This window comes from Psychrobacter sp. S4(2024) (assembly GCF_036861305.1).
GTDB lineage: Bacteria > Pseudomonadota > Gammaproteobacteria > Pseudomonadales > Moraxellaceae > Psychrobacter > Psychrobacter cryohalolentis.
Genome location: NZ_JAZAQR010000001.1, coordinates 645,564 through 666,641 on the forward strand (window position 1 = coordinate 645,564; position 21,078 = coordinate 666,641).

General features: G+C 41.4%; 16 protein-coding genes and 1 tRNA gene. 8 read left to right on the top strand and 9 right to left on the bottom strand.

All coding sequences use genetic code 11. The features are described 5' to 3' along the window. Positions 1 to 218: 218 nt before the first annotated feature. Positions 219 to 1,325 carry an AI-2E family transporter gene (locus VLA57_RS02795; RefSeq protein ID WP_020444042.1) on the bottom strand — a complete coding sequence of 369 codons (1,107 nt, stop codon included), beginning with the start codon at positions 1,323 to 1,325 and terminating at the stop codon, positions 219 to 221. 363 nt (positions 1,326 to 1,688) lie between these two features. Here VLA57_RS02795 and purM point away from each other — a divergent pair, with 363 nt between their 5' ends. Both purM and purN read left to right on the top strand, forming a co-directional pair. Beyond that, positions 1,689 to 2,738 carry a phosphoribosylformylglycinamidine cyclo-ligase gene (gene purM / locus VLA57_RS02800; RefSeq protein ID WP_133105047.1) on the top strand — a complete coding sequence of 350 codons (1,050 nt, stop codon included), beginning with the start codon at positions 1,689 to 1,691 and terminating at the stop codon, positions 2,736 to 2,738. Further along, positions 2,738 to 3,439, top strand: a complete 702-nt coding sequence (gene purN / locus VLA57_RS02805; protein WP_133105048.1) for a phosphoribosylglycinamide formyltransferase — start codon at positions 2,738 to 2,740, stop codon at positions 3,437 to 3,439. The genes purM and purN overlap by 1 nt, the downstream gene beginning before the upstream one ends. Positions 3,440 to 3,579: 140 nt before the next feature. Here purN and VLA57_RS02810 read toward each other — a convergent pair whose 3' ends face one another. Together VLA57_RS02810 and VLA57_RS02815 are read right to left on the bottom strand one after the other, a co-directional pair. Then, positions 3,580 to 4,959 (bottom strand): NAD-dependent succinate-semialdehyde dehydrogenase, encoded by a 1,380-nt coding sequence (locus tag VLA57_RS02810; RefSeq protein ID WP_133105049.1) that lies wholly within the window; start codon positions 4,957 to 4,959, stop codon positions 3,580 to 3,582. 476 nt (positions 4,960 to 5,435) lie between these two features. After that, positions 5,436 to 6,425 (bottom strand): LysR family transcriptional regulator, encoded by a 990-nt coding sequence (locus VLA57_RS02815; protein ID WP_011514179.1) that lies wholly within the window; start codon positions 6,423 to 6,425, stop codon positions 5,436 to 5,438. Between the two features lie 693 nt (positions 6,426 to 7,118). Here VLA57_RS02815 and VLA57_RS02820 point away from each other — a divergent pair. Beyond that, positions 7,119 to 8,705, top strand: a complete 1,587-nt coding sequence (locus tag VLA57_RS02820; RefSeq protein WP_011514180.1) for an isocitrate lyase — start codon at positions 7,119 to 7,121, stop codon at positions 8,703 to 8,705. A gap of 269 nt (positions 8,706 to 8,974) precedes the next feature. Next, positions 8,975 to 10,531 carry a CYTH and CHAD domain-containing protein gene (locus VLA57_RS02825; RefSeq protein WP_133105050.1) on the top strand — a complete coding sequence of 519 codons (1,557 nt, stop codon included), beginning with the start codon at positions 8,975 to 8,977 and terminating at the stop codon, positions 10,529 to 10,531. A gap of 132 nt (positions 10,532 to 10,663) precedes the next feature. Here the strand turns inward: VLA57_RS02825 and VLA57_RS02830 are convergent, their stop codons facing one another. Then, complete coding sequence (locus VLA57_RS02830) at positions 10,664 to 11,179, bottom strand: L,D-transpeptidase family protein (RefSeq protein ID WP_133105053.1); 516 nt, start codon at positions 11,177 to 11,179, stop codon at positions 10,664 to 10,666. A gap of 279 nt (positions 11,180 to 11,458) precedes the next feature. On the opposite strand from VLA57_RS02830, the gene VLA57_RS02835 reads away from it, so the two are divergent. Next, positions 11,459 to 12,718 (top strand): hypothetical protein, encoded by a 1,260-nt coding sequence (locus tag VLA57_RS02835; RefSeq protein WP_333954296.1) that lies wholly within the window; start codon positions 11,459 to 11,461, stop codon positions 12,716 to 12,718. A 129-nt stretch (positions 12,719 to 12,847) separates the two neighbouring features. Here VLA57_RS02835 and VLA57_RS02840 read toward each other — a convergent pair whose 3' ends face one another. Next, the gene (locus VLA57_RS02840) at positions 12,848 to 14,086 is read right to left on the bottom strand and encodes an argininosuccinate synthase (RefSeq protein ID WP_333954297.1); all 1,239 of its coding nucleotides are present in this window, start codon (positions 14,084 to 14,086) and stop codon (positions 12,848 to 12,850) included. Between the two features lie 353 nt (positions 14,087 to 14,439). Here VLA57_RS02840 and pyrC point away from each other — a divergent pair, with 353 nt between their 5' ends. The 3 genes from pyrC (at position 14,440) to VLA57_RS02855 (ending at position 16,951) form a co-directional block, all read left to right on the top strand. Further along, positions 14,440 to 15,510 carry a dihydroorotase gene (gene pyrC, locus VLA57_RS02845; RefSeq protein WP_133105056.1) on the top strand — a complete coding sequence of 357 codons (1,071 nt, stop codon included), beginning with the start codon at positions 14,440 to 14,442 and terminating at the stop codon, positions 15,508 to 15,510. A 166-nt stretch (positions 15,511 to 15,676) separates the two neighbouring features. Beyond that, a complete protein-coding gene (gene rnt / locus VLA57_RS02850; RefSeq protein WP_020444050.1) occupies positions 15,677 to 16,417 on the top strand; it encodes a ribonuclease T in 741 nt (246 codons plus the stop codon). Between the two features lie 458 nt (positions 16,418 to 16,875). Beyond that, positions 16,876 to 16,951, top strand: a tRNA-Glu gene (locus VLA57_RS02855). 246 nt (positions 16,952 to 17,197) lie between these two features. On the opposite strand, the gene VLA57_RS02860 is transcribed toward VLA57_RS02855, so the two are convergent. The 4 genes from VLA57_RS02860 to eno all read right to left on the bottom strand — a co-directional run bounded on the left by VLA57_RS02860 (position 17,198) and on the right by eno (position 20,977). Then, positions 17,198 to 17,821: a BLUF domain-containing protein gene (locus tag VLA57_RS02860; RefSeq protein ID WP_333954299.1), complete on the bottom strand. Its 624-nt coding sequence runs from the start codon at positions 17,819 to 17,821 to the stop codon at positions 17,198 to 17,200. Positions 17,822 to 18,303: 482 nt separating this feature from the next. Further along, positions 18,304 to 19,146 carry an IspD/TarI family cytidylyltransferase gene (locus VLA57_RS02865; RefSeq protein WP_333954300.1) on the bottom strand — a complete coding sequence of 281 codons (843 nt, stop codon included), beginning with the start codon at positions 19,144 to 19,146 and terminating at the stop codon, positions 18,304 to 18,306. A 114-nt stretch (positions 19,147 to 19,260) separates the two neighbouring features. Continuing rightward, a complete protein-coding gene (locus VLA57_RS02870; protein WP_133105058.1) occupies positions 19,261 to 19,569 on the bottom strand; it encodes an FtsB family cell division protein in 309 nt (102 codons plus the stop codon). Between the two features lie 91 nt (positions 19,570 to 19,660). Beyond that, positions 19,661 to 20,977, bottom strand: coding sequence for a phosphopyruvate hydratase (gene eno / locus VLA57_RS02875; RefSeq protein ID WP_011514190.1), 1,317 nt, complete (start codon positions 20,975 to 20,977; stop codon positions 19,661 to 19,663). Between the last annotated feature and the right edge of the window lie 101 nt (positions 20,978 to 21,078).

Genomic DNA, 21,078 nt, shown 5'->3' on the forward strand with positions numbered 1-21,078 from the left:
ATACTTATAAACTGACTTTGGTAAAATTCATTTTAACCAAAGCCAACCTAGTAAAGGTCAATACCGTTACTACTGCGCCTATATATAACATATTTGCAAAATGACTGACAAGTCTTTTACCCATAACACCCAATCAATCCTGTTTTATCACGCAGGCAAACGACTATGATATGCCCTGTCACATCGAGAACTTCATGGCAGTTATACATACAACAACATTATTTTTTTTCAAACAATGCCAACTGCTTACGACCTTTATAAAAGTCAGTCGTTTGATAATGAGTATAAAAATGACGGAATAACACGTTCAAGACAGCAGACACTGGCAGCGCAATCAGCATACCAACGAAACCGAGCAAACTTGCACCTGCCAGTACCGAAAATATTACCCATAATGGCGATAGACCAATTTTGTCGCCCAATAGTAGCGGTTGCAAGATATAGCCTTCAGCAGCTTGTCCAATCAAGAATGCGCCAGCAATCAAGGATAAATACGTCCAATCTAGGCCAAACTGGAACAGACAGGCAATAATCGCGGCAACGAAACCAATGCCAAAGCCCAAATACGGTACAAAGCTAGCAATACCTGCAACCATACCAATAATCAGCCCAAGCTCAAGCCCGATAAGCTGCAATTGCACAGCATAAATAGCACCCAGTAAGACCATCACCAATAGCTGACCTTTAATAAAAGCCATTAACGCACGGTCACACTCTTGCGCAATTTGAATCACTTTTTTACAGTATGGCGCAGGTATCGCCATTTTCCATGTATGTAAGCGTTGATCCCAATTAAATAAGAAATAAAAGGTCAAAATCGGCACCAGTACAATCAGCCCAGCATTATTGATAAAGTTCATGCTAGACGCCAGTATTTGGCTCATCATGGTACCGGCATCTTCAAACTTATAATTGGTTTGCATGTATTCAACCAAGGTCTCAGAGAAGCCCTTAGACTCAAGCTCTGGTAGACGAATACGGCTATTACTAGCAAACCATTCACGGACGACTTCGTTATACCAAGTTAAAAGCTGTGGCAGATAATCCCATGCTGCTTGCAGCTGATGCCACAATGTCGGTATCAACCACCAGAGTAGTAGCACCATACTCAACGTAATCGTCGAATACACAATAATAATGGCAATCCAACGTTTGATATATTTTGATAAGCGTTTAACCAATGGATTAAACAAATAAGCCAATACAAAAGCAAAGACAAACGGCACAATGACCGGCATCATTAAATACAATAAAACCATAGCCACAACAATAGCAACGACGATAAATAGGCGTCGAAAAAAGGGGTCTATTGATTGGTTTGTCATGAAGTCTAGTCCTACGAATGGGCTTATTTAAAAGAGTGATTTGATTTAAAGTTGATGATAGATCTTATTGAACGACAACATTCCAATAGCAAACAGTTATTGACCATAATTTTAGCCTTCTATTATCGCAGAGTCCTATAAAAAAGCCGTCATTTTTTGTTTCTTAATTTTCATGTCATCTTTATTGCCGTCTTTCTGAAATATTAGATAGATATCAAGCAAATTTAGGTCAAATAAAAGTAAGTTGTTTTGCGAGTAAGGGTGATTTTTGGGTATAATGCGCGCACAATCTGCAAAATTCACCCGATCGACTCGCTTTTCTACTGATTGACCTTCATTCCCTACAAAATTTGTGAGATGACCATGAGTAACAAGCCTTCTTTAAGCTACAAAGATGCTGGTGTTGATATTGATGCTGGCGATGCGTTGGTACAACGTATCAAATCCGTGGCAAAAGCCACCTCGCGCCCTGAAGTGGTGGGCGGACTTGGCGGCTTTGGGGCGCTTTGTCGTATTCCGACTGGTTATACCTCACCTTTATTGGTTTCTGGTACTGACGGTGTGGGCACCAAACTTAAACTGGCATTACAATTAAATCGCCATGACACCATCGGTATTGACTTAGTCGCCATGTGTGTCAACGATTTATTAGTCTGCGGTGCCGAGCCATTATTCTTCTTAGACTACTATGCAACTGGTAAGCTTGATGTCGATGTTGCGACTACTGTCGTGACTGGTATTGGCGAAGGCTGTAAATTATCAAACTGTGCGCTTATCGGTGGTGAAACTGCTGAGATGCCAGGCATGTATCAAGATGACGATTACGACTTGGCTGGATTCTGTGTTGGCGTGGTGGAAGAAGCAGAAGTCATCACTGGCGAAAATGTCGCTGAAGGCGATGTACTTATCGCCCTTGCCTCGAGTGGTGCGCATTCTAATGGCTACTCATTAGTTCGTAAAGTTATCGAAGTCAGCGGCGTTGATGTGACTACTAGCGATGAGCAATTAGACGGTCAGTCTATTCAAGACGCATTGATGGCGCCTACCCGTATTTATGTTAAAGCGATTAAAGCGCTACAAGATACGCTTGGTAGCTCAGCCTTACATGCGATGTCACACATTACTGGTGGCGGCTTAACAGATAACTTACCTCGCGTTCTTCCTAAAAATCTAGCAGCTAGTATTGATACGGCTAGCTGGAAGTTCTCAGAGCTATTCACTTGGCTGCAAACCCAAGGCAATATCGAGCAAAGCGAGATGTATCGTACCTTTAACTGCGGCGTTGGCTTTGTCATTGTCGTACCAAAAGGTAAAGCTGAAGCTGCTATCAAAACCTTAAACGATGCCGGTGAAAAGGCTTGGCAAATTGGTGAAATGGTTAGCCGTGAAGCGGACGCGGTGGTGTACCGTTAATGTCAGAAATATCGCTAACATCAGCTCAAACAAGTCAAGATAGCAAGCCTTTGCGCATTGCTGTCTTGGTATCTGGTAATGGCAGCAACCTGCAAGTATTAATCGATGCGATGCAAGCAAGTGCGCTACCGATTGAGATTGTCGGTGTCATCAGTAATCGCGAAGATGCTTATGCCATCACACGGGCGAAAGACGCTGACATTCCCGTGGCGGTGCTATCTCACGTGGTTAGCGGCAAACGTATGGGTATCAAAACCTTTGAGACTCATGCCAGCGCGCAGCTAACAGAATGGCAGCCTGACTTGATTGTCTTAGCAGGTTTTATGCGTGTCCTTAGCGCACCCTTTATCGATAGCGCACCAGCACCGATGATTAATCTACACCCTGCGCTACTACCTGCTTATAAAGGCTTAGATACTCATCAGCGTGCCATCCAAGCTGGCGAACGTCATCATGGCTGTAGTATTCATGTCGTAACTGCAGAGCTTGATGCTGGCGCTGTTCTGAGCCAAGCTCTGCTACAAGTAAATCAAAAAGATACGGCTGATAGCTTACAAGCACGCGTGCAAAAGCTTGAGCATCAATTACTACCTTGGACGATATTACTAATTGCAAAGGAAGTGATAGCGCTTAATAGTCAGAGCAAAGAGACTTTTTCTATGTTACCCACTTTGCCTTTAAAGCTATATTTAAACAGTTAAAGCAATGGCAACAAGCACAGAAAGATAGCACTCATTTCAAACTATCGACCAAAAAAAGCCCAGTCACTCAATTTATGAATGACTGGGCTTTTCGCTATTTAATACTTAAAGCGTTTTAGCTTTAAAAGCTGTATACAGTCTTAGCTGTTATGAACGTGTACACCTTTGATGTTTACGAACTCTTTGATACCGAAACCACCATGCTCGCGACCATGACCCGAGTTTTTCACGCCACCAAAAGGTAATGCTGGATTTGCAAGGCCATAACCATTGATATAGACCATACCCGTATCAAACTGCTCATTGGCTAGACGGATAGCTTTGTCTTCGTCTTTAGAGAAAATAGCGCCACCTAAGCCATAACGGCTGTCGTTAGCAATACGTAACGCATCGTCTTGATCTTTAGCACGTATTAGTGATGCTACTGGACCAAATAGCTCATCATTATAAGCTGGTTGACCTTTTTCGACATTTTCCAAAATAGTCGCTGGATAAAAGCTCCCTTTACCTTCTGGCAATTTACCACCAACAGAGATAGTAGCGCCTTTATTGACACTCTCCTCTACTTGCGCATGCAATTTTTCTTGCAGATCTTTACGCGCTAGTGGACCAAGATCAGAACTGTCATCCATAGGATCGCCAGCTTTTTTACTTGCAAACTCTTCAACGATGCGCTTACGGAACTCGTCATATAAACTGTCCACAACGATAAAGCGTTTTGCCGCAACACAAGTTTCGCCGTTATTTATAAGACGCGCTAAAGTACAAGTTTGTACTGCAAGCTCTAAATCGGCATCTTCTAGAACGATAAATGCATCATTTGAACCCAACTCTAAGACTGCTTTTTTGATTGCTTTTGCTGCTTGCTGACCGACGATGCTACCTGCACCATCACTACCAGTAAGCGTGACACCGCGTACTTTATCATTACCAATTAACTCTTCTGACTGATCATGATCAATGAGAATCGTACGGAACAAATCGTTCGGTAAGTCAGACTCATGGAAGATTTTTTCAATTAATAAGCCAGAACCAGTCACATTTGCTGCGTGCTTAAGCAAAATACTGTTACCTGCCATCAAATTCGCGATGGTATAACGGAACACTTGATAAGCTGGAAAGTTCCAAGGCTGCATACCATAAATAACGCCAATAGGCTGATAAGTGACAATACCCTTTTTGAGACCTTCTATATCACGTTCATCATCAGCAAGTGCTGCCACACCTTTCTCTGCGGTGTAATCACAAATCGCTTTACATAGATCAATTTCTTGTAGACTCTGACTATATAGTTTACCGCGCTCCTCAGTCATAAGACGGGACAGCTCCTCTTTGTACTTCATCAAAGTCTCGCCGATAGATTTAATAACCTTCGCACGCTCTTCATGGCTAGTTTTACGCCATTCTAGAAACGCTTGGTGCGAGGCTTCAACGATATCGTTAACCTCATCGTTACTCATATAGTTATATTCTTTAATGTCTTCGCCTGTTGCTGGGTTTACAGTAGTAATATCTGCCATGATTGTTATCCTTATTTATTAGAATGTTTTTAGTCTATAAAACAACCTATTGCTAACAGCTCAACTTTATAGAAAAACTTAACAATAGATATTTTATTCATCATTTTTCTTAATGTTTGACTATCATAACAAAGTGCTTGGTGAGTAGGTTTACAAGTTATAAAGAATTGTGCGTAAGATGTTAAGAATGTGACGGTGTTATTAAGCAAACCTAAATCTTGTATAGAGCCTCTCATGCAGAGAGTTTTGACAACTTTAGACAAATAAAAAACCAGCACGATGGCTGGTTTGATATTGTCAGAGAAAAGTAATATCGATACATCAAGTACTGCTGATATTAATTTTTCTTGCTTGCTGTGCCTATGCAGACAGAGGCTGCAAAAAATTTATACCAGCAGCACTGTAGCGTTTTTGAGATATTTTAACTATACATAATTGAGCTTTAGAAGACCATATACAGTTGTACAATAAACAACCTAAAACAAGTGATTGATCACAGGGATTTCTTGTGGTGGATTTTCTTCATCATTAACGATTTGACGTGCCACATGCATAATCAGCTGACGTAACCAGCGATGCGCCGGATGATGCTGCAATAACGGCGACCACGCCATCGTTAGCTCAAATTCTGGTATAAAAAACGGTGGCTCTTCCATAATAATGCTGTCGTTATTAGCCTGCATTTTTGCGACACGAGTCGGCAAGGTTGCAATCAAATCTTTGTTTGCTGCTAGCATAGCAGGCATTTGATAGTGACGGGTAAAAACGCTGATTTGGCGCTTTTGACCTAAACGTTGCAATGCTTGATCGATAGAACCTAAGCCACCTGATTTTTCTGGATTGACACCGAAGCCCACGCCCATACCAGTTTTTGATACCCAAACGTGCTGCGCTTTAAGATAATTTTTAAGATTAAAGCGATGAGCATAAGGACTTTCAGAAGATAATAGGCAGCTAAAGGTATCACGCCATACCAACACTTGATGGAAGCTTTGCGGGATCTCGTTAAAGCGGTTGATTGCCAAATCTACACGCCCCTGCTCCATATCACGATAAGACACATCCGATGGCGTTAAGAAATCCAAAATGACATTGGGTGCCTCTGAGCGTAGCGCTTTCACCAATTTTGGTACCAAGGTCGCCTCAGCATAATCTGAGGTCATAATACGAAAAACGCGTGAAGTACTATAAGGGCGAAACTCGGTACGTGGCTCTAACACTTGTGTCAAATCGGCAAGTATCTCACGGATACGAGGCTGTAATTCAAGAGCGCGCTCGGTCGGTGTCATCCCTTCTGATGAACGCACCAATAAAGGGTCGTTAAATAACTTACGCAAGCGGCGCAAAATATTACTCATCGCCGGTTGAGTAATGCCTAGCTGCTCAGCAGCGCGCGTTACGTTTTTTTCTCGCAACAACACATCCAAATGTACCAATAAATTTAAATCAACCCGCTGCAAATTCATATATGTGTCTCTTTATCTTAGAATAAATACCATCATAAACGTGATATTTTCTATCCTATCATTTATTGCAATTCATCCCTAACAGCATGATATAAGGATATTTTTATGTTAATTATTTTGGAATATGCTTATTATAACTGAATCTACCCATCACAAGCCATTGTTTTATATATACTATAATTAAACGAAATACCCAAGATAACAATCATAAACTAGATAAATCAAGGTAACCTAGCTATAGTGGCTAGCAAGCGCTCATTAGGGACTATTCAACATTAGACTGTTAATACATATTTCAATTAATGAGTAACTAAGTGCATTTTATCGTATTTTCATGCTGAAATACGGACATAAAATTTATAACAGCGTCTTATAGAAACTTAGTTTTTTGTGCTTATTTTTCAGCCTTGGACAAATATCTTATACGCTTTAAGGTAATAGTTACTTCAGTAGCAAAACATACTTATAAAACAACCAATTAACTCTGAAATGATTGTTCAAAAAAGAGACTTAAAAATAAAAGCTGACCAAAGAGACAGGTTTTAATTGCTTTTATCACCATTTTCTTATAGTTTAGTAGAGACTGCTCACGGAAGAAGCTTATATTTCAAATTTTTACTTCTGCCAGCATCTTTCTATATAGACCAAAATTATTTTAATTTACTTATTTATTCACCACCAAGGAGACTATAGATGTCAACTGCATATAAATCAGCGATCGACTTAGTACGTGAACTAAAACAGAAACACGGTAACTGGCAGAACATCAGCGAAACTGATGCGGCACGTATGATGGCACAAAACCGCTTCAAAACAGGTTTAGATATTGCTAAGTACACCGCAAAAATTATGCGTCAAGACATGGAAGAGTATGACAATGACACGTCTCAATACACCCAGTCTCTAGGTGCATGGCATGGTTTTGTTGCACAGCAAACCATGTATGCGAAGAAAAAATATTTTGGCACAACATCTAAAACTTACATCTACCTATCTGGTTGGATGGTAGCAGCTCTACGTTCTGAGTTTGGTCCTCTGCCTGACCAATCTATGCACGAAAAAACGTCTGTACCTAAGCTGATTGCAGAGATCTACACTTTCTTGCGTCAAGCAGATGCAAAAGTATTGAATGATTATTTCCGCGAGCTAAACGCTGCTGAAGAAGCTGGTCAAGATACCTCAGCTATCTTAGAAAAAATCGAAAACTTTGATTCACATGTTGTGCCAATCATTGCAGATATCGATGCAGGTTTCGGTAACGAAGAAGCAACGTATCTATTGACCAAACAAATGATTGAAGCGGGTGCTTGTGCCATTCAGGTTGAAAACCAAGTATCTGATGCCAAGCAATGTGGTCACCAAGCGGGTAAAGTTACCGTACCGCATGAAGACTTCATCTCTAAAATAAACGCGATTCGTTATGCATTCTTAGAGCTTGGTGTTGAAGACGGTGTTATCGTTGCTCGTACTGACTCTGAAGGCGCGTCATTAACGCAAAAAATCCCAGTATCAAATGAGCCAGGCGATCTTGCTTCTCAGTACATCGATTTTATCGAGATGGAAGAAGTCACGCTAGAAAACGCCAAAGAGAATGACAGCTTACTTAAGCATAACGGCAAATTAGTACGTCCAGTTCGTTTGCCTAACGGTCTCTATCAGTTCCGTGAAGACACGAACATCGATCGCGTGGTCCTTGACTGTGTAACTGCTCTAGAAAACGGCGCTGATCTATTATGGATCGAAACACCGACTCCAGACGTAGCACACATCAAAATGATGGTTGACCGTATTAAAGAGCAACAGCCAAAAGCCAAGCTTGTATACAACAACAGCCCATCATTCAACTGGACGCTGAACTTCCGTAAGCAAATCATCGCTCAGTGGGAAGAAGAAGGTAAAGACCTATCTGCCTATAATAAAGCTGACTTGATGAGTGCTGATTACGATGGTACTGAGCTTGATACAGCAGCTGACGAAGCGGCTAGAAACTTCCAACGCGATGCAGCACGTGAAGCAGGTGTATTCCATCACTTAATCACGCTACCTACTTATCACACCACGGCTCTTAGCGTTCATGAACTTGCTAAAGGCTACTTCGGTGAAGATGGTATGCTTGCTTATGCAGCTGGCGTACAACGTAAAGAAATCCGTGAAGGCATCGCTTGTGTTAAACACCAAGCAATGGCGGGTTCTGACCTTGGTGATGATCATAAAGAGATCTTCTCTGGTGAAAACGCCCTTAAAGCTGGCGGCGGCAAGAACACGATGAACCAGTTCTAATGTCCGACCACTTATAAGTACATTTTATAAGTAAAAGTTTTGAGAAAAGCCGTCCTACATGGTAGGGCGGCTTTTTTGTGCGCTATAAATAACGATATCTACCCAAATAACAGAGCTATTCAGTCACTGTTTTAATTAACTGATGTTCATTTACTCAATAATTATTTGGCTCGATTTAGCCAACCAAAACGAAAGTTTTACTTGTTATTCACTGATAGCTTTCATACGATGGTAATAATATAAATTTATTAAAACAATCAGGAGCCATCATGCAAGAAATAGAGCTGAAATTCTTGGTACCAGAGTCGCGATTAAAGGGTCTTATGCGCCAAGCGAAAGTCAAATCATCACAAGTAACACAACTGGCTGCGCATTATTATGACACCCCTGACCAGCAGCTTGCACAGGCTGGTATTGGCCTGCGTATTCGTCAGGAGGGTGATGCTTGGGTGCAAACTATCAAAGCGGGTGGCGATGGTATTGCAGCGCGCCTAGAGCACAATGCCACATTAGATAATGAGCAGGTACAAAACATGCTCGAAAATAACGCGCTGATGCCTGATTTAACGATTTATAAAGATAGCCTTATTGCCCCAGCATTGACAGATTTTAAGCTCAAAAAACTGGCTAAAAAACTGACCCGTTTATATGTGACTGATGTAGAGCGTACCACCCGCTTATTGATAGAAGATACGAGCGATGAAGTCGTTAACAGTATTGAGATGGCTTACGACTATGGAGAAATTATCCATGGTACTGATGATACTCAAAGAGACGCCATTCAAGAAGTTGAATTTGAGCTCATAGCAGGTGAGTTAGATTTTTTATTTACGACGGCTAAAACATGGTGTCAGCGTCATAAATTGTGTCTCTCTACCGTGACCAAAGCAGAGCGTGGCGGCTTGCTTATTAAGGGACAAAATTATAGCTCAGCCACTGCTGCTGACTTGAGCACTCTTAGTATCAATAAAAAAATCACTATGCCTGCTTTTTTACGCGCTGTCTTGCATAACTGCTTATTGCAAATACTCCCAAATAGCAGCGCCATCGTGGCAGGCAGTAAAGACGATAGTCACCTTTTACAGCTATCTATCGGTATAGAGCGCTTGCACACTGTACTACAAGCCTTTGATAGCTTCTCAGATGAGATCCATCCGGATTGGTCAGCCATACTGCAACAAACTGCTACTTTACTCGCTGATTATCGTAAGCTTACTCATCTTAGTACTCATATTGAACCAATGTTACAACAGCACGATGCACCTATCGTTGATTGGACAGCGGATATTGATGCTATCAAAATTATACCAATGACTGCAATCAGTGCTAACGACTTCCAGATCATGTTGCTTGAGCTCATCGCCTTTACTATGAGCGACCCTAGCCTTGAGCCTCAAGCAGATAAGCTGGCTATCAATAAGCTTGAAAAAGTACTTATTAAATACTATGACAAATTACTTGAAGCTGAGCAATATTTAGAGGACAGCTATGATGATTCAGATAGTGAGTTAGAGAAAGAATCTATCATAAAAGCATTGTATAACCTACATGCTCATCTAAAAAACCTATGTTCTATCAGCGAATTAGTAGCACCTTTATATAGCAAAAAGAAAACCAAGCGTTGGCTAAAACGTGCCGTAAAAGCACAGAAAGCACTGGGTCAACAGCTCGATATGATTGACTATCAGCAGTACTATCAAAGTAAAGCCAGATCTGACTCTGCTGCTTTATATGCGGCAGGCTGGTTGAATGCTGCTTCGATACCAATAGAAAAAGCCACAGAAAAACATTTGGATAAATTTTATGATTGCTCTGTATTTTGGTAATTGAGTATATTGTCATTTTATGTTTATCAATATTAGAGAAAAAGACAGCTCACTGAATAAGGGTTGTCTTTTTTATATCGTCGACTCAATTTATAATCCATACATTACTACTACAGCTACTTAATACTACTTTTATTGGGCAATAATAGTCACTGGTGTCCTTTCCTCAATCTGCTCAAACAATTCGATAATATCTTGATTGCGCATACGTACGCAGCCATGTGAGAGTGGCACGCTCATCGGCTCACTGTCAGGCGTTCCATGAATATAGATATAGCGATGATAAGTATCGCAGCTACCTTGACTATTACTGCCTTTATTAAAGCCTTCCTCAAGACCGCTTAGCCAAAGAATGCGGCTTAGTATCCAATCACGTTTAGGGTTCAATGCCCCAAGCTCAGCATTATATATTTCTCCCGTCGCTATACGTCCAATAAATACCGTATGACTTGGCGCATTGCCGCCTATTTTTTCTGCAATGATATGCTGACCAAGTGGTGTACAACCACTGTCTTGTTGACTGCCTATTCCATTTTTGGCTGTTGATATAGGATATTCAGCAATAACTTTTTGCCGCCTATAAACGGTCAAAGTTTGCTGAGCAATGCTAATCACTATCTGGGTCGTAATATTTTCGTTATCTGTCATAGCAATTTTCCGGCAGTTATTTCGATTATGGCTGTTATAGTCGATTCAATTTAAAAAGAATACAGTACTGCTGGGATAAATTTTGCGAAGCCTCTGGAGTGCGAAGCGCACAGCAAGCGAGAGAAATTTATCCCAGTATAATGCTATTCTGAACGTAACTCTTTTATATTGAACTCACCATAGCAGCATAAAAATGAGTGAGTCTTTCTATTACCAAGGGATTGTATCAAGACATTTGACACCGTAATATAGGGGCACACTTTTTGATGCTAGCAGATTATGACGACTATTTCACCGACACGGGTGTCGATGTATGATTTTCTATATCAAGATACTAAGCCATTGGTGTCATTATTAGCAGATGCAGCAGCACTGTCATTGCCGCAAGCGCGTTTGGCAATGACAGCCAGCTTGCAGGCGATTATCAGCGCTCTTCTCGCTTATCAGCAGCGCCATCAAGGACAAGCTCTAAGCAAAAAGCTATTTGGTCGCAGTGCCGTCAAAGAAATGCGCCAGTACAATTCTATGAATTTTGCCACTCTAAATACAACGTTGTACCATCGCCATGATGCCGCCGATGCGATATTCCATGATAATGCACGGGTGAGCAAAGCCAGTGAGTATATTGCAGCACAGATTGACGCGACAGCGCCACAAGTACAAATCTTGCTTACTACCCTATGCGTCATTGTGCTACGTGAGCTTGCTATTTTGGTTGAGTATAGCCAACTTGATCATGATGAGGTGAATAAATGGTTCGCCTTACAGCCACAATTTTTGTCCAAAGCGCGTTTTGCTATCCCTGTCTCAAATTTAGCTGTTAACGAATCAGCTGATGATAGCGATGAGGCACAAACCACATTGTCGGCAATAGAAGCGGAAAAAATACAGTCAGTAGCTAGCGACGAGCGTTACTTAATAATCACTGAGCAATTGACAGATAACCCGCCAGCTTTTGATCCTTACTGGTATGAGCTGACAGCATTCATACCCGAACAATTTGAGCCAGTAAAAGACATGCAGTTAGCGACTGGTAACTACTTAAAAGCCATTGGACGCTCAGCTGAAAACATTCAACAAGGTAAACACAATGACTTATTGATGTTTGCACCGATGACGGCTATTGGCTTGCCACATCAACGCTGGCTAGTACAACTGGCTAAAATATCAGAGATATATTTGCAGCGTAATCGATTACGCATTACTTCTGAACCTATCAACCCACCAAAGCCGCCGTTGGTTAGCTCAGGATTGCTGAGCAGTAATAGCAACAATGATAATACACCAAGCACCCTTAGCGAAAAGCCGATTGAATACGAGGCATCACTCCCCCTATGGAAAAATCCCGTCATTCTGCTGATTATTCTCGTGATTGGTGGGCTTGGAATATTGGCAACCATCAAATATCAAACGCAAAAATCTAACGGTGTCATACTTGCTACAGAGGAAGTGTTAGAAGAGCGACAGCAGCAAGATGTGGCTATCGTTATGGTGAACGAAGATACCACTGCTGATGATAAAAAATCAAAAGCTGAATAAAACATAGCTATGTTTAAAATAGTATCGTAGAAATCGATCAGCAAAAAAAAGAGGCGCTATTTATATAGCACCTCTTTTTTGATCGGTCATTTAACAAAATGATTTAAGAAATCCTTTAGTCAAAAATACTTATTTTGACAAATCACGACCACGGCTGGCTTCAATTGCCAAACGTAGACCATTCAGACGAATAAAACCTTCTGCATCTTTTTGATCATAGGCGCCCGCATCATCTTCAAAAGTCGCAATTTTTTCATCAAATAACGAATCATCTGACTTACGACCAACCACGCTCACAGCACCTTTGTATAATTTGACACGTACTGTACCATTAACATATTCTTGTGACTTATCAATCAGCGCCTGTAGCATCATACGCTCAGGGCTGAACCAATAGCCGTTGTAAATAGTCTTAGCATAACGTGGCATTAGCTCATCTTTTAGATGCGCCGCTTCACGGTCAAGTGTCAATGACTCAATACCGCGATGCGCTTTTAACATAATGGTGCCCGCTGGCGTCTCGTAGCAGCCGCGCGACTTCATACCGACGTAACGATTTTCAACGATATCCAAACGTCCGATACCATGCTTGCCGCCAATCTCATTAAGCTTAATCATTACTTCATATGGCTTAAGCATTTCACCATCGATGGCAACGATGTCGCCTTTTTCATACTCTAATTCCAGATATTGTGCTTCATCTGGTGCTTTTTCTGGGCTTACTGACCAGCGCCACATGTCATCTTCTGCTTCAGCATACGGATCTTCTAAGATACCGCCTTCATAAGAGATATGTAATAAGTTGGCGTCCATTGAGTATGGGGATTTTTTCTTATTGCCCGCATAGTCGATGGCAATATTATGCTCTTTAGCATATTCCATCAAGCTTTCACGGCTCGATAAATCCCACTCACGCCAAGGCGCGATAGTCACGACGTCTGGAGATAAAGCGACGGCACCAAGCTCAAAGCGTACTTGGTCATTACCTTTACCGGTTGCACCATGGCTGATCGCATCAGCATTATGTTCTTTAGCGATTTCAACCAAACGCTTAGCGATGAGTGGACGCGCGATAGAAGTACCAAGCAGATACTCCCCTTCGTAGATGGCATTGGCACGGAACATTGGGAACACGTAATCACGAGCAAATTCTTCGCGCAAGTCTTCAATATGGATATGTTTGATACCCATGGCTTCAGCTTTGGCACGCGCAGGCTCAACTTCTTCACCTTGACCAATATCCGCAGTGAAAGTAATCACTTCTGCATCATAGGTTTCTTGTAGCCATCGAGCGATGATTGAGGTGTCAAGACCCCCTGAATATGCCAATACGATTTTATTAATAGTTTTTGGATCAAGCTGAGCCATGAAACACTCCTAGTATGAGGAATTTAATGATAGGTAAATCGACTATATCACGAGGAAGATAGATTGCTCGCTCAGTGTACATCATATTTACCATTGGCAAAAGTGGCACTGCCGTTAGGCATGAGGTTTTTGCCCAAGTTTAGTTGCCACTAAAGCAATAATTTTCTCGCCAATAATAGAGTGAACATGGCATCTTACTTCTACAGATGAATAAATTACCTACCATTTCTGTAGAGATATTATGTATAGATATTCAGCCACATATTTAGTCAGGTAAGCAAATCTGTTATGATAGCCGCACAGCAAGACTCCCTTTTACTCCCAGATATGACGATATAGAGCGCGACGATACTATGACTGATTCAATTAGAGAATTGACCATCCTACAACCCGATGATTGGCACATTCATTTGCGTGACGATAAGGCGCTAGCAACCACAGTCCCTCATGCGGCAGAGAGCTTTAATCGCGTTATCTGTATGCCAAACCTTGTACCACCAGTCAAAAACGTCGACGATGCGCAAGCATATCGCGCGCGTATCATGCAACATCTAGAAATCAGCAATCTGAGCGCTGAGCGTAAAGCATCATTTGACCCGCGCATGACCTTGTATCTCACCGATCATACCACCGCACAAGATATTGAGCTGGCAGCAAAGTCTGGCATCGTACAAGCGGTCAAGCTCTATCCTGCTGGCGCCACTACCAACTCTGCTGATGGCGTCACCGACATCAATGCCTGTGTCAATGTCTTTGAAGCGCTTGAAAAATATAATCTACCTTTGCTGCTACATGGCGAAGTCACTCACGACCATGTTGATATTTTTGATCGTGAAAAGCGCTTTTTGGATGAAGTGATGGTACAAATCATCGCAAAGTTTCCAACCATGAAAATTGTAATGGAGCATATCACCACCAGTGATGCGGCTGATTTTGTCTTGTCACAAGGCAATCAAATTGCTGCCACTATTACGCCGCAGCATTTGATGTTTAACCGCAATCACCTATTGCTTGGCGGTATTAAGCCGCATTTCTATTGCTTGCCTATCTTAAAGCGTGAAAGCCATCAGAAAGTATTGCTTGATGTCGCTACCAGCGGTAACCCAAAATTCTTTTTAGGTACTGATTCTGCGCCCCATGCGACCGATAAGAAAGAAGCGGCTTGTGGCTGTGCTGGCTGCTATAGCGCGGCGACTGCACTACCTTTATATGCCACAGCGTTTGATAGTGTTGGTAAAATTGACAGATTAGAAGGGTTTACCAGTCGTTTTGGTGCACAATTTTACGGTTTGCCCGTTAACGAGAGCACTATTACGATTATCAATACGCCGATGCAAATACCAGCAAATTATCCTTACTTTGATGGTAGCTCATTGACTCCACTGATGGCAGGCGAGACATTACCTTGGTCGATCAAAGGATAATTTTGATACTTTTTAATTAAAACCCTTTTTTATAAAGTAAAATTATCTGTATTTTATCCTATGATAGCAATGCTATCTTTCCATTGAAAAATAGTATGAGTGTCATAGGATGTTTATTTTTTTATTAAACACAATAGCCCGACTGATAAAAGCGATTTAACCTGATATGACCATTAAAAAAGATACCGCTTTACCCAAAATAGATGTAGCCGTTCCTATAGATTCGACGACAGAAACGCTAGCACCTATGAAACTAAAAGAGCGTTTTCGGAAATTCCTACCAGTAGTAGTGGATGTTGAAACGGCAGGCTTTAACGCGCAAACTGATGCCTTGTTAGAGATTGCCTGTATTCCTGTACTACTGAATGAGCAGGGTGTTTTTTATCCGGGTGAGGCATTCAATGCTCATATCGAACCTTTTGAAGGGGCAAATCTTGAGCCAAGTGCCCTCGCCTTTACCGGCATTGACCCCAACAATCCGCTACGTAAAGCCATTGCTGAAGACGAAAAAACGGCGCTACGTCGTATTTTTAAAGGGTTAAAAGAAGTACGCCGTACTGAAGACTGCCGTCAATGTGTGTTAATCGGACATAATGCACATTTTGATTTGGCATTTTTAAATGCCGCGGTATTACGTACCAATAATAAGAGCCACAATCCTTTCCATAACTTCTCAGTCTTTGATACGGTGACTTTATCAGCACTTGCCTTTGGTCAAACGGTGCTAGCACGCGCCTGTAAAGCTGCAGGACTTGATTTTGATGGTAATGACGCTCATTCTGCACTCTATGACACGCAAAAAACCGCTGAGCTATTTTGTTATATCTTAAATAATTATCCTATGCTCGCTAATGCCATGCACAGCGAGCCTGAAATCACAGAAACTGCGACTGATAATAGCAAATAAATCAGTTATTACAGAGTACTTGTTGCTCGCTACCCATAATAGTGCTATTTGTAAGGTCTGCTAACTTTAACCTTGCAATTTAACAGGACGATTTAATCATTTTCGTACATCTTGCTCAAGCGATGATTAGATCTATAGATGGTTTAAGTTACCTATTGTGCTTTTAGCGTCTGTTATAGACGATCAAAGCTTATTATGAGGGACTTTATGATGGAACCACAGTTTAAATTATGGGCGACGATCATCGGCTATATGCTGCTTGCATTAACGATTAGTACTTGTACTTCGTTGTGGATTCGATATCATTTGAAGCGTAATGACCTGCATCCACGTCGCGCGCTTAAAAAAAGATATTTAATTTTAAAAAGACGTAGAAAAAGGCTTGACAGCAAGCGCAGACCCCATTAAAATACGCACCACTTCAGCATAAAGGTGAAAGCAGCTGAAGCGTTGTACTAGTCCCCATCGTCTAGAGGCCTAGGACACCGCCCTTTCACGGCGGTAACGGGGGTTCGAATCCCCCTGGGGACGCCACTATTTGGCGTCACTTATTAGCAAATACGCTTGTTAAGCGTTAGATAAGACTAATTAAGCGTACCACTAAAACCCTATCACAACATACTGTGATAGGGTTTTTTTATGTGTATTAGTTTCTGCTTTTCAGCATAAAATATATCTATTACGCCTTGTCCGTGCAGCCTAACAACCACTTAACACCTGATTGTAAAAACAAAAAAAGCCAGCAATTTATGCTGACTTCATGAATACATATATAGATATTTAGAAAATCTTATCGGCTAAAATCAGCCACAGTAGCGCTAACACAATCAATCCACCCAATATGGTTTGGATCAAGAAAAATGCTTGGTGCTGCCCTACTACTTTGCCTAATGTTAACCCTAGCGTGCTGTATTTTATCGGCTGAGAATCAGTATCACCAGTCACTTCCTGCGCTTCATAATAGCCTTGCAGAGTATCTAGAAACTGCTGCCATTCGTTTGACTTCCAGCTATCAGGTCTAAAAGGCATAAAGGCTTTTAGCTTAGGCTCATTAACCATCCAGCGCTCAAGCGTAATAGAGCGTAATGACCATCCTTCAAAGCGGCGTTCATCAATCGCTGAAAAATCCAATATTTTTAAATCTTTGTGGCGATCATCTATTAACAAGCGATTTTTAAGGTTGGTCAGTGCTTGCTCAGTACCTTCAACATATTGAAAAAAGTAACCATTGCCGTAGCAAAGAATACCCGTAATATCATCAATTTTATTCAGCTTATTTGCAACTTCTGCGATATCGTTAAGCGTACTAGAGTTGGATAGACCAGTAGACGTAATGTGGCTCAGATATACAAGCTGGCATAGATCTGGCATTACTGGGTTTGTAGAATCAATCGTTGGTGACAATCAGCTTCTCCCTATAATTAGGTAAATGTAGCTAAGACAACCATACTCATTTTTAGAAAAAAACATAGAAGCAAGACGTTTCTAAACACAAATCGGCTTGGTATATTATTGATTTTATAAATATTTATATTAATTGTATTAAGTTGGTTACATTATAGGCTGTTTTAGTGATCAAAGCAATATATGTTTATGGCAAATAACAAGTTGTTAATATTGAACAATATTTAGGTAATATTCATATAAAAAATATCTACAGCTATAAAAAATATTATAGGAAAAATAAACGGCCATTTAGTAAATATAAACAATAAAAATCTATGAATATAATTTCATGTCTCAGATTTAATACTAGCTATAGAGCTTGCGACACAAGCCTTACAGAGATAGATAAAATGAATATTCGATATTTTTATGACAGAGTAAAAAATCTATATAAAATTTATAAAGTTAAAAAATACAGAAAGCAGAGTGTGATAAGAATTTTATGAGCTAGGGGCAAATTGAGCCTTGAGAATGGCTGTCAGTAAAATAATATCATCAGGATAAGTCAGTTTGATGTTTTGACGGCTGCCTGTTACCAATCGAATTGGTAGTTCTAAATGCTCAAAAGCACTGGCTTCGTCAGTAATAGCCAGATTATGCTCAGTGACATAGTTCAAGACTTGTTGCAATTGTCCAAGCCTAAATACTTGCGGTGTTTGTGCCTGCCACATATGGCTGCGATCAATAGTTTTTTGAGCATAAGTATGAAGCGTGTCATAACCGCTTTGACTATTAGCAAGCTCCGGCTGAGTATTCAGTTGCTGATGGGATAGTGGAGCTTCATATGCTGGCGTTGATAGTGTGTTAGATGCTATGTAAGACTGTTTTAGGGTATCAGCAACCGGTGTCGCTAAAATAGCACCATAAGGCTCTAGCATCGCTGCTTGAATGACGGCATCAATATCATGCGTTGGCACTGCAGGACGAGCTGCATCATGGATCACAACCAAATCCGACTCATCTGCGCCCGCATTAATCATTGCCTCGACTCCTGCCTGCACCGATTGCCAACGTTCAGTACCGCCAATAGCATAATAGATAGGAAGCGCAAAGCTCAGTGTCTGGGCAGTGCTATCATCTTGAGCCACAACCAATAGACATTGATCAATATAATTACTCTCAGCCAGACGTGCCACACTATGCTGTAATAAGGTTTGACCTTGCAGTAAGGTATATTGTTTAGCAATAGACGCGCCAAAACGACTACCGCGTCCAGCAGCAACGATCATGGCATGGATGTTAGGAGTGGTATTCATAATGCAGTACTCATGGGTTGATTCCATGAAAATAGGATAAGAAAGATGGGAATTAAGAGGTATAAAAATGAAAAAAAACTATTATTATCAATAATAGCTCATTGCAACGACTGTAGAATCAATACCGACTTTACGTCAAAATCAATAACGACTATGAGTAGTAGGCGCGGTTGATACTTGTACAAAAGTCTCATTTGGCTTAATCAAACCCAAATCCAAACGAGCATGCTCCTCTACCGCTTCGAGACCAGTCTTTAGATCATTAACATCGGTACGCAGTAAGTTATTTGCTGAGACTTGGTTGTCATTTAAGCGCTGCTGCTCAGCCACTTCAGTCAGAAGCTTACTGTGCTCGACGCGACCATTTTCACCTAGCCAATACTGATATTGCAGTCCTGACAGCACGGCAACGGCTAACGCAAGTAGTATAAATTGGCTAAAGTATTTCATAATATAATAACGCCAAACGATATAAAGAGAATATAAACTTGCTGAGCGATATATTTATATATCGCCCAGCGTAAGCGACAATTTTGGCTGATTAACCACGTAGACCAATGAACTCTTCGCGACCACGATAGCTTGCACGTACTTGCTGCTCGATACGAAGCAATTGGTTATACTTTGCAACGCGATCTGAGCGACATAATGAGCCAGTTTTGATTTGACCAGCCGCAGTACCGACCGCTAAATCTGCAATGGTGCTGTCTTCCGTTTCGCCTGAACGATGCGAAATAACCGTCGCATAACCGTTTTTCTTCGCCAGATAAATCGCATCTAGCGTTTCTGACAAGGTGCCGATTTGGTTAAACTTAATCAAAATCGCATTGGCAATTTTCTTATCAATCCCTTCTTGCAAGATAGCAGGGTTGGTTACAAACAAATCATCACCGACCAGTTGAACCTTATCACCGATTTGCTCAGTTAGGTATTTCCAGCCATCCCAATCTGACTCATCAAGACCGTCTTCGATAGAGATAATAGGATATTGACGCGCAAGACCCACTAAATAATCTGAGAACCCTTGGCTATCAAAGGATTTGTTGCCCTCGCCTGCCAAGACGTATTTACCATCTTTATAGAACTCAGTAGCAGCACAATCTAAAGCTAAGTGAATATCTTTACCAGCTGTGTAGCCTACTTGCTCAATGGCTTGCATGATAACTGTAATAGCTTCTTCGTTGCTGCGAAGATTTGGCGCAAAGCCGCCTTCATCGCCAACAGCAGTATTCAAGCCTTGCGACTTTAAAACAGACTTTAAGCTGTGAAAGATTTCGGTACCAGCACGTAATGCTTCTGAGAAGCTGCTAAAACCAACCGGCTCAATCATAAACTCTTGAATATCGACGGTATTGTCCGCGTGCTCACCACCATTAATGATATTCATCATCGGTACAGGCATCGTAAGCGACGTCTGGTTGCGCAGATCAGCGATATACTGATGTAATGGCAGACTTTGTGATTTAGCAGCCGCTTTAGCAACCGCAAGTGAAACCGCAAGTATGGCATTGGCACCGAGATTGTCTTTATTTTCTGTACCGTCTAGCGCAATCATTGCATCATCAATGGCTTGCTGAGCAGTAACATCTTTGTCCATCAAAGCACTGCGGATTTGGCTATTGACGTTAGCTACTGCCTTTTTGACGCCTTTACCCATATAGCGGCTTTGATCGCCATCACGTAGCTCAAGCGCCTCACGTGAGCCAGTCGATGCGCCGCTTGGAGCAGCAGCACGGCCAATAGTGCCATCAGCTAAAATCACATCAGCTTCAATCGTTGGGTTACCACGCGAGTCTAAAATCTCACGAGCGCGAATGTCTTTAATTGCGGTGACGTTGTTGGTTTCTTCAGCGTACATAATGTCTGTTAATTCCTTTGGTCATGCCAAGTTTATGAGATAAATAACGGCAACTAGAATACAAAAAAGATAAAGCAGAATATCGTATAGTAATGCGCAAA

Bases quoted from the DNA above. Each gene is read 5' to 3' on its own strand.
- VLA57_RS02815 (WP_011514179.1), bottom strand. From the start codon at position 6,425: ATGAATTTGCAGCGGGTTGATTTAAATTTATTGGTACATTTGGATGTG.
- VLA57_RS02810 (WP_133105049.1), bottom strand. From the start codon at position 4,959: ATGGCAGATATTACTACTGTAAACCCAGCAACAGGCGAAGACATTAAA.
- VLA57_RS02840 (WP_333954297.1), bottom strand. From the start codon at position 14,086: ATGGCTCAGCTTGATCCAAAAACTATTAATAAAATCGTATTGGCATAT.
- eno (WP_011514190.1), bottom strand. From the start codon at position 20,977: ATGTACGCTGAAGAAACCAACAACGTCACCGCAATTAAAGACATTCGC.
- VLA57_RS02835 (WP_333954296.1), top strand. From the start codon at position 11,459: ATGACGACTATTTCACCGACACGGGTGTCGATGTATGATTTTCTATAT.
- pyrC (WP_133105056.1), top strand. From the start codon at position 14,440: ATGACTGATTCAATTAGAGAATTGACCATCCTACAACCCGATGATTGG.
- VLA57_RS02795 (WP_020444042.1), bottom strand. From the start codon at position 1,325: ATGACAAACCAATCAATAGACCCCTTTTTTCGACGCCTATTTATCGTC.
- VLA57_RS02865 (WP_333954300.1), bottom strand. From the start codon at position 19,146: ATGGAATCAACCCATGAGTACTGCATTATGAATACCACTCCTAACATC.
- VLA57_RS02820 (WP_011514180.1), top strand. From the start codon at position 7,119: ATGTCAACTGCATATAAATCAGCGATCGACTTAGTACGTGAACTAAAA.
- VLA57_RS02830 (WP_133105053.1), bottom strand. From the start codon at position 11,179: ATGACAGATAACGAAAATATTACGACCCAGATAGTGATTAGCATTGCT.
- rnt (WP_020444050.1), top strand. From the start codon at position 15,677: ATGACCATTAAAAAAGATACCGCTTTACCCAAAATAGATGTAGCCGTT.
- VLA57_RS02825 (WP_133105050.1), top strand. From the start codon at position 8,975: ATGCAAGAAATAGAGCTGAAATTCTTGGTACCAGAGTCGCGATTAAAG.
- purM (WP_133105047.1), top strand. From the start codon at position 1,689: ATGAGTAACAAGCCTTCTTTAAGCTACAAAGATGCTGGTGTTGATATT.
- purN (WP_133105048.1), top strand. From the start codon at position 2,738: ATGTCAGAAATATCGCTAACATCAGCTCAAACAAGTCAAGATAGCAAG.
- VLA57_RS02870 (WP_133105058.1), bottom strand. From the start codon at position 19,569: ATGAAATACTTTAGCCAATTTATACTACTTGCGTTAGCCGTTGCCGTG.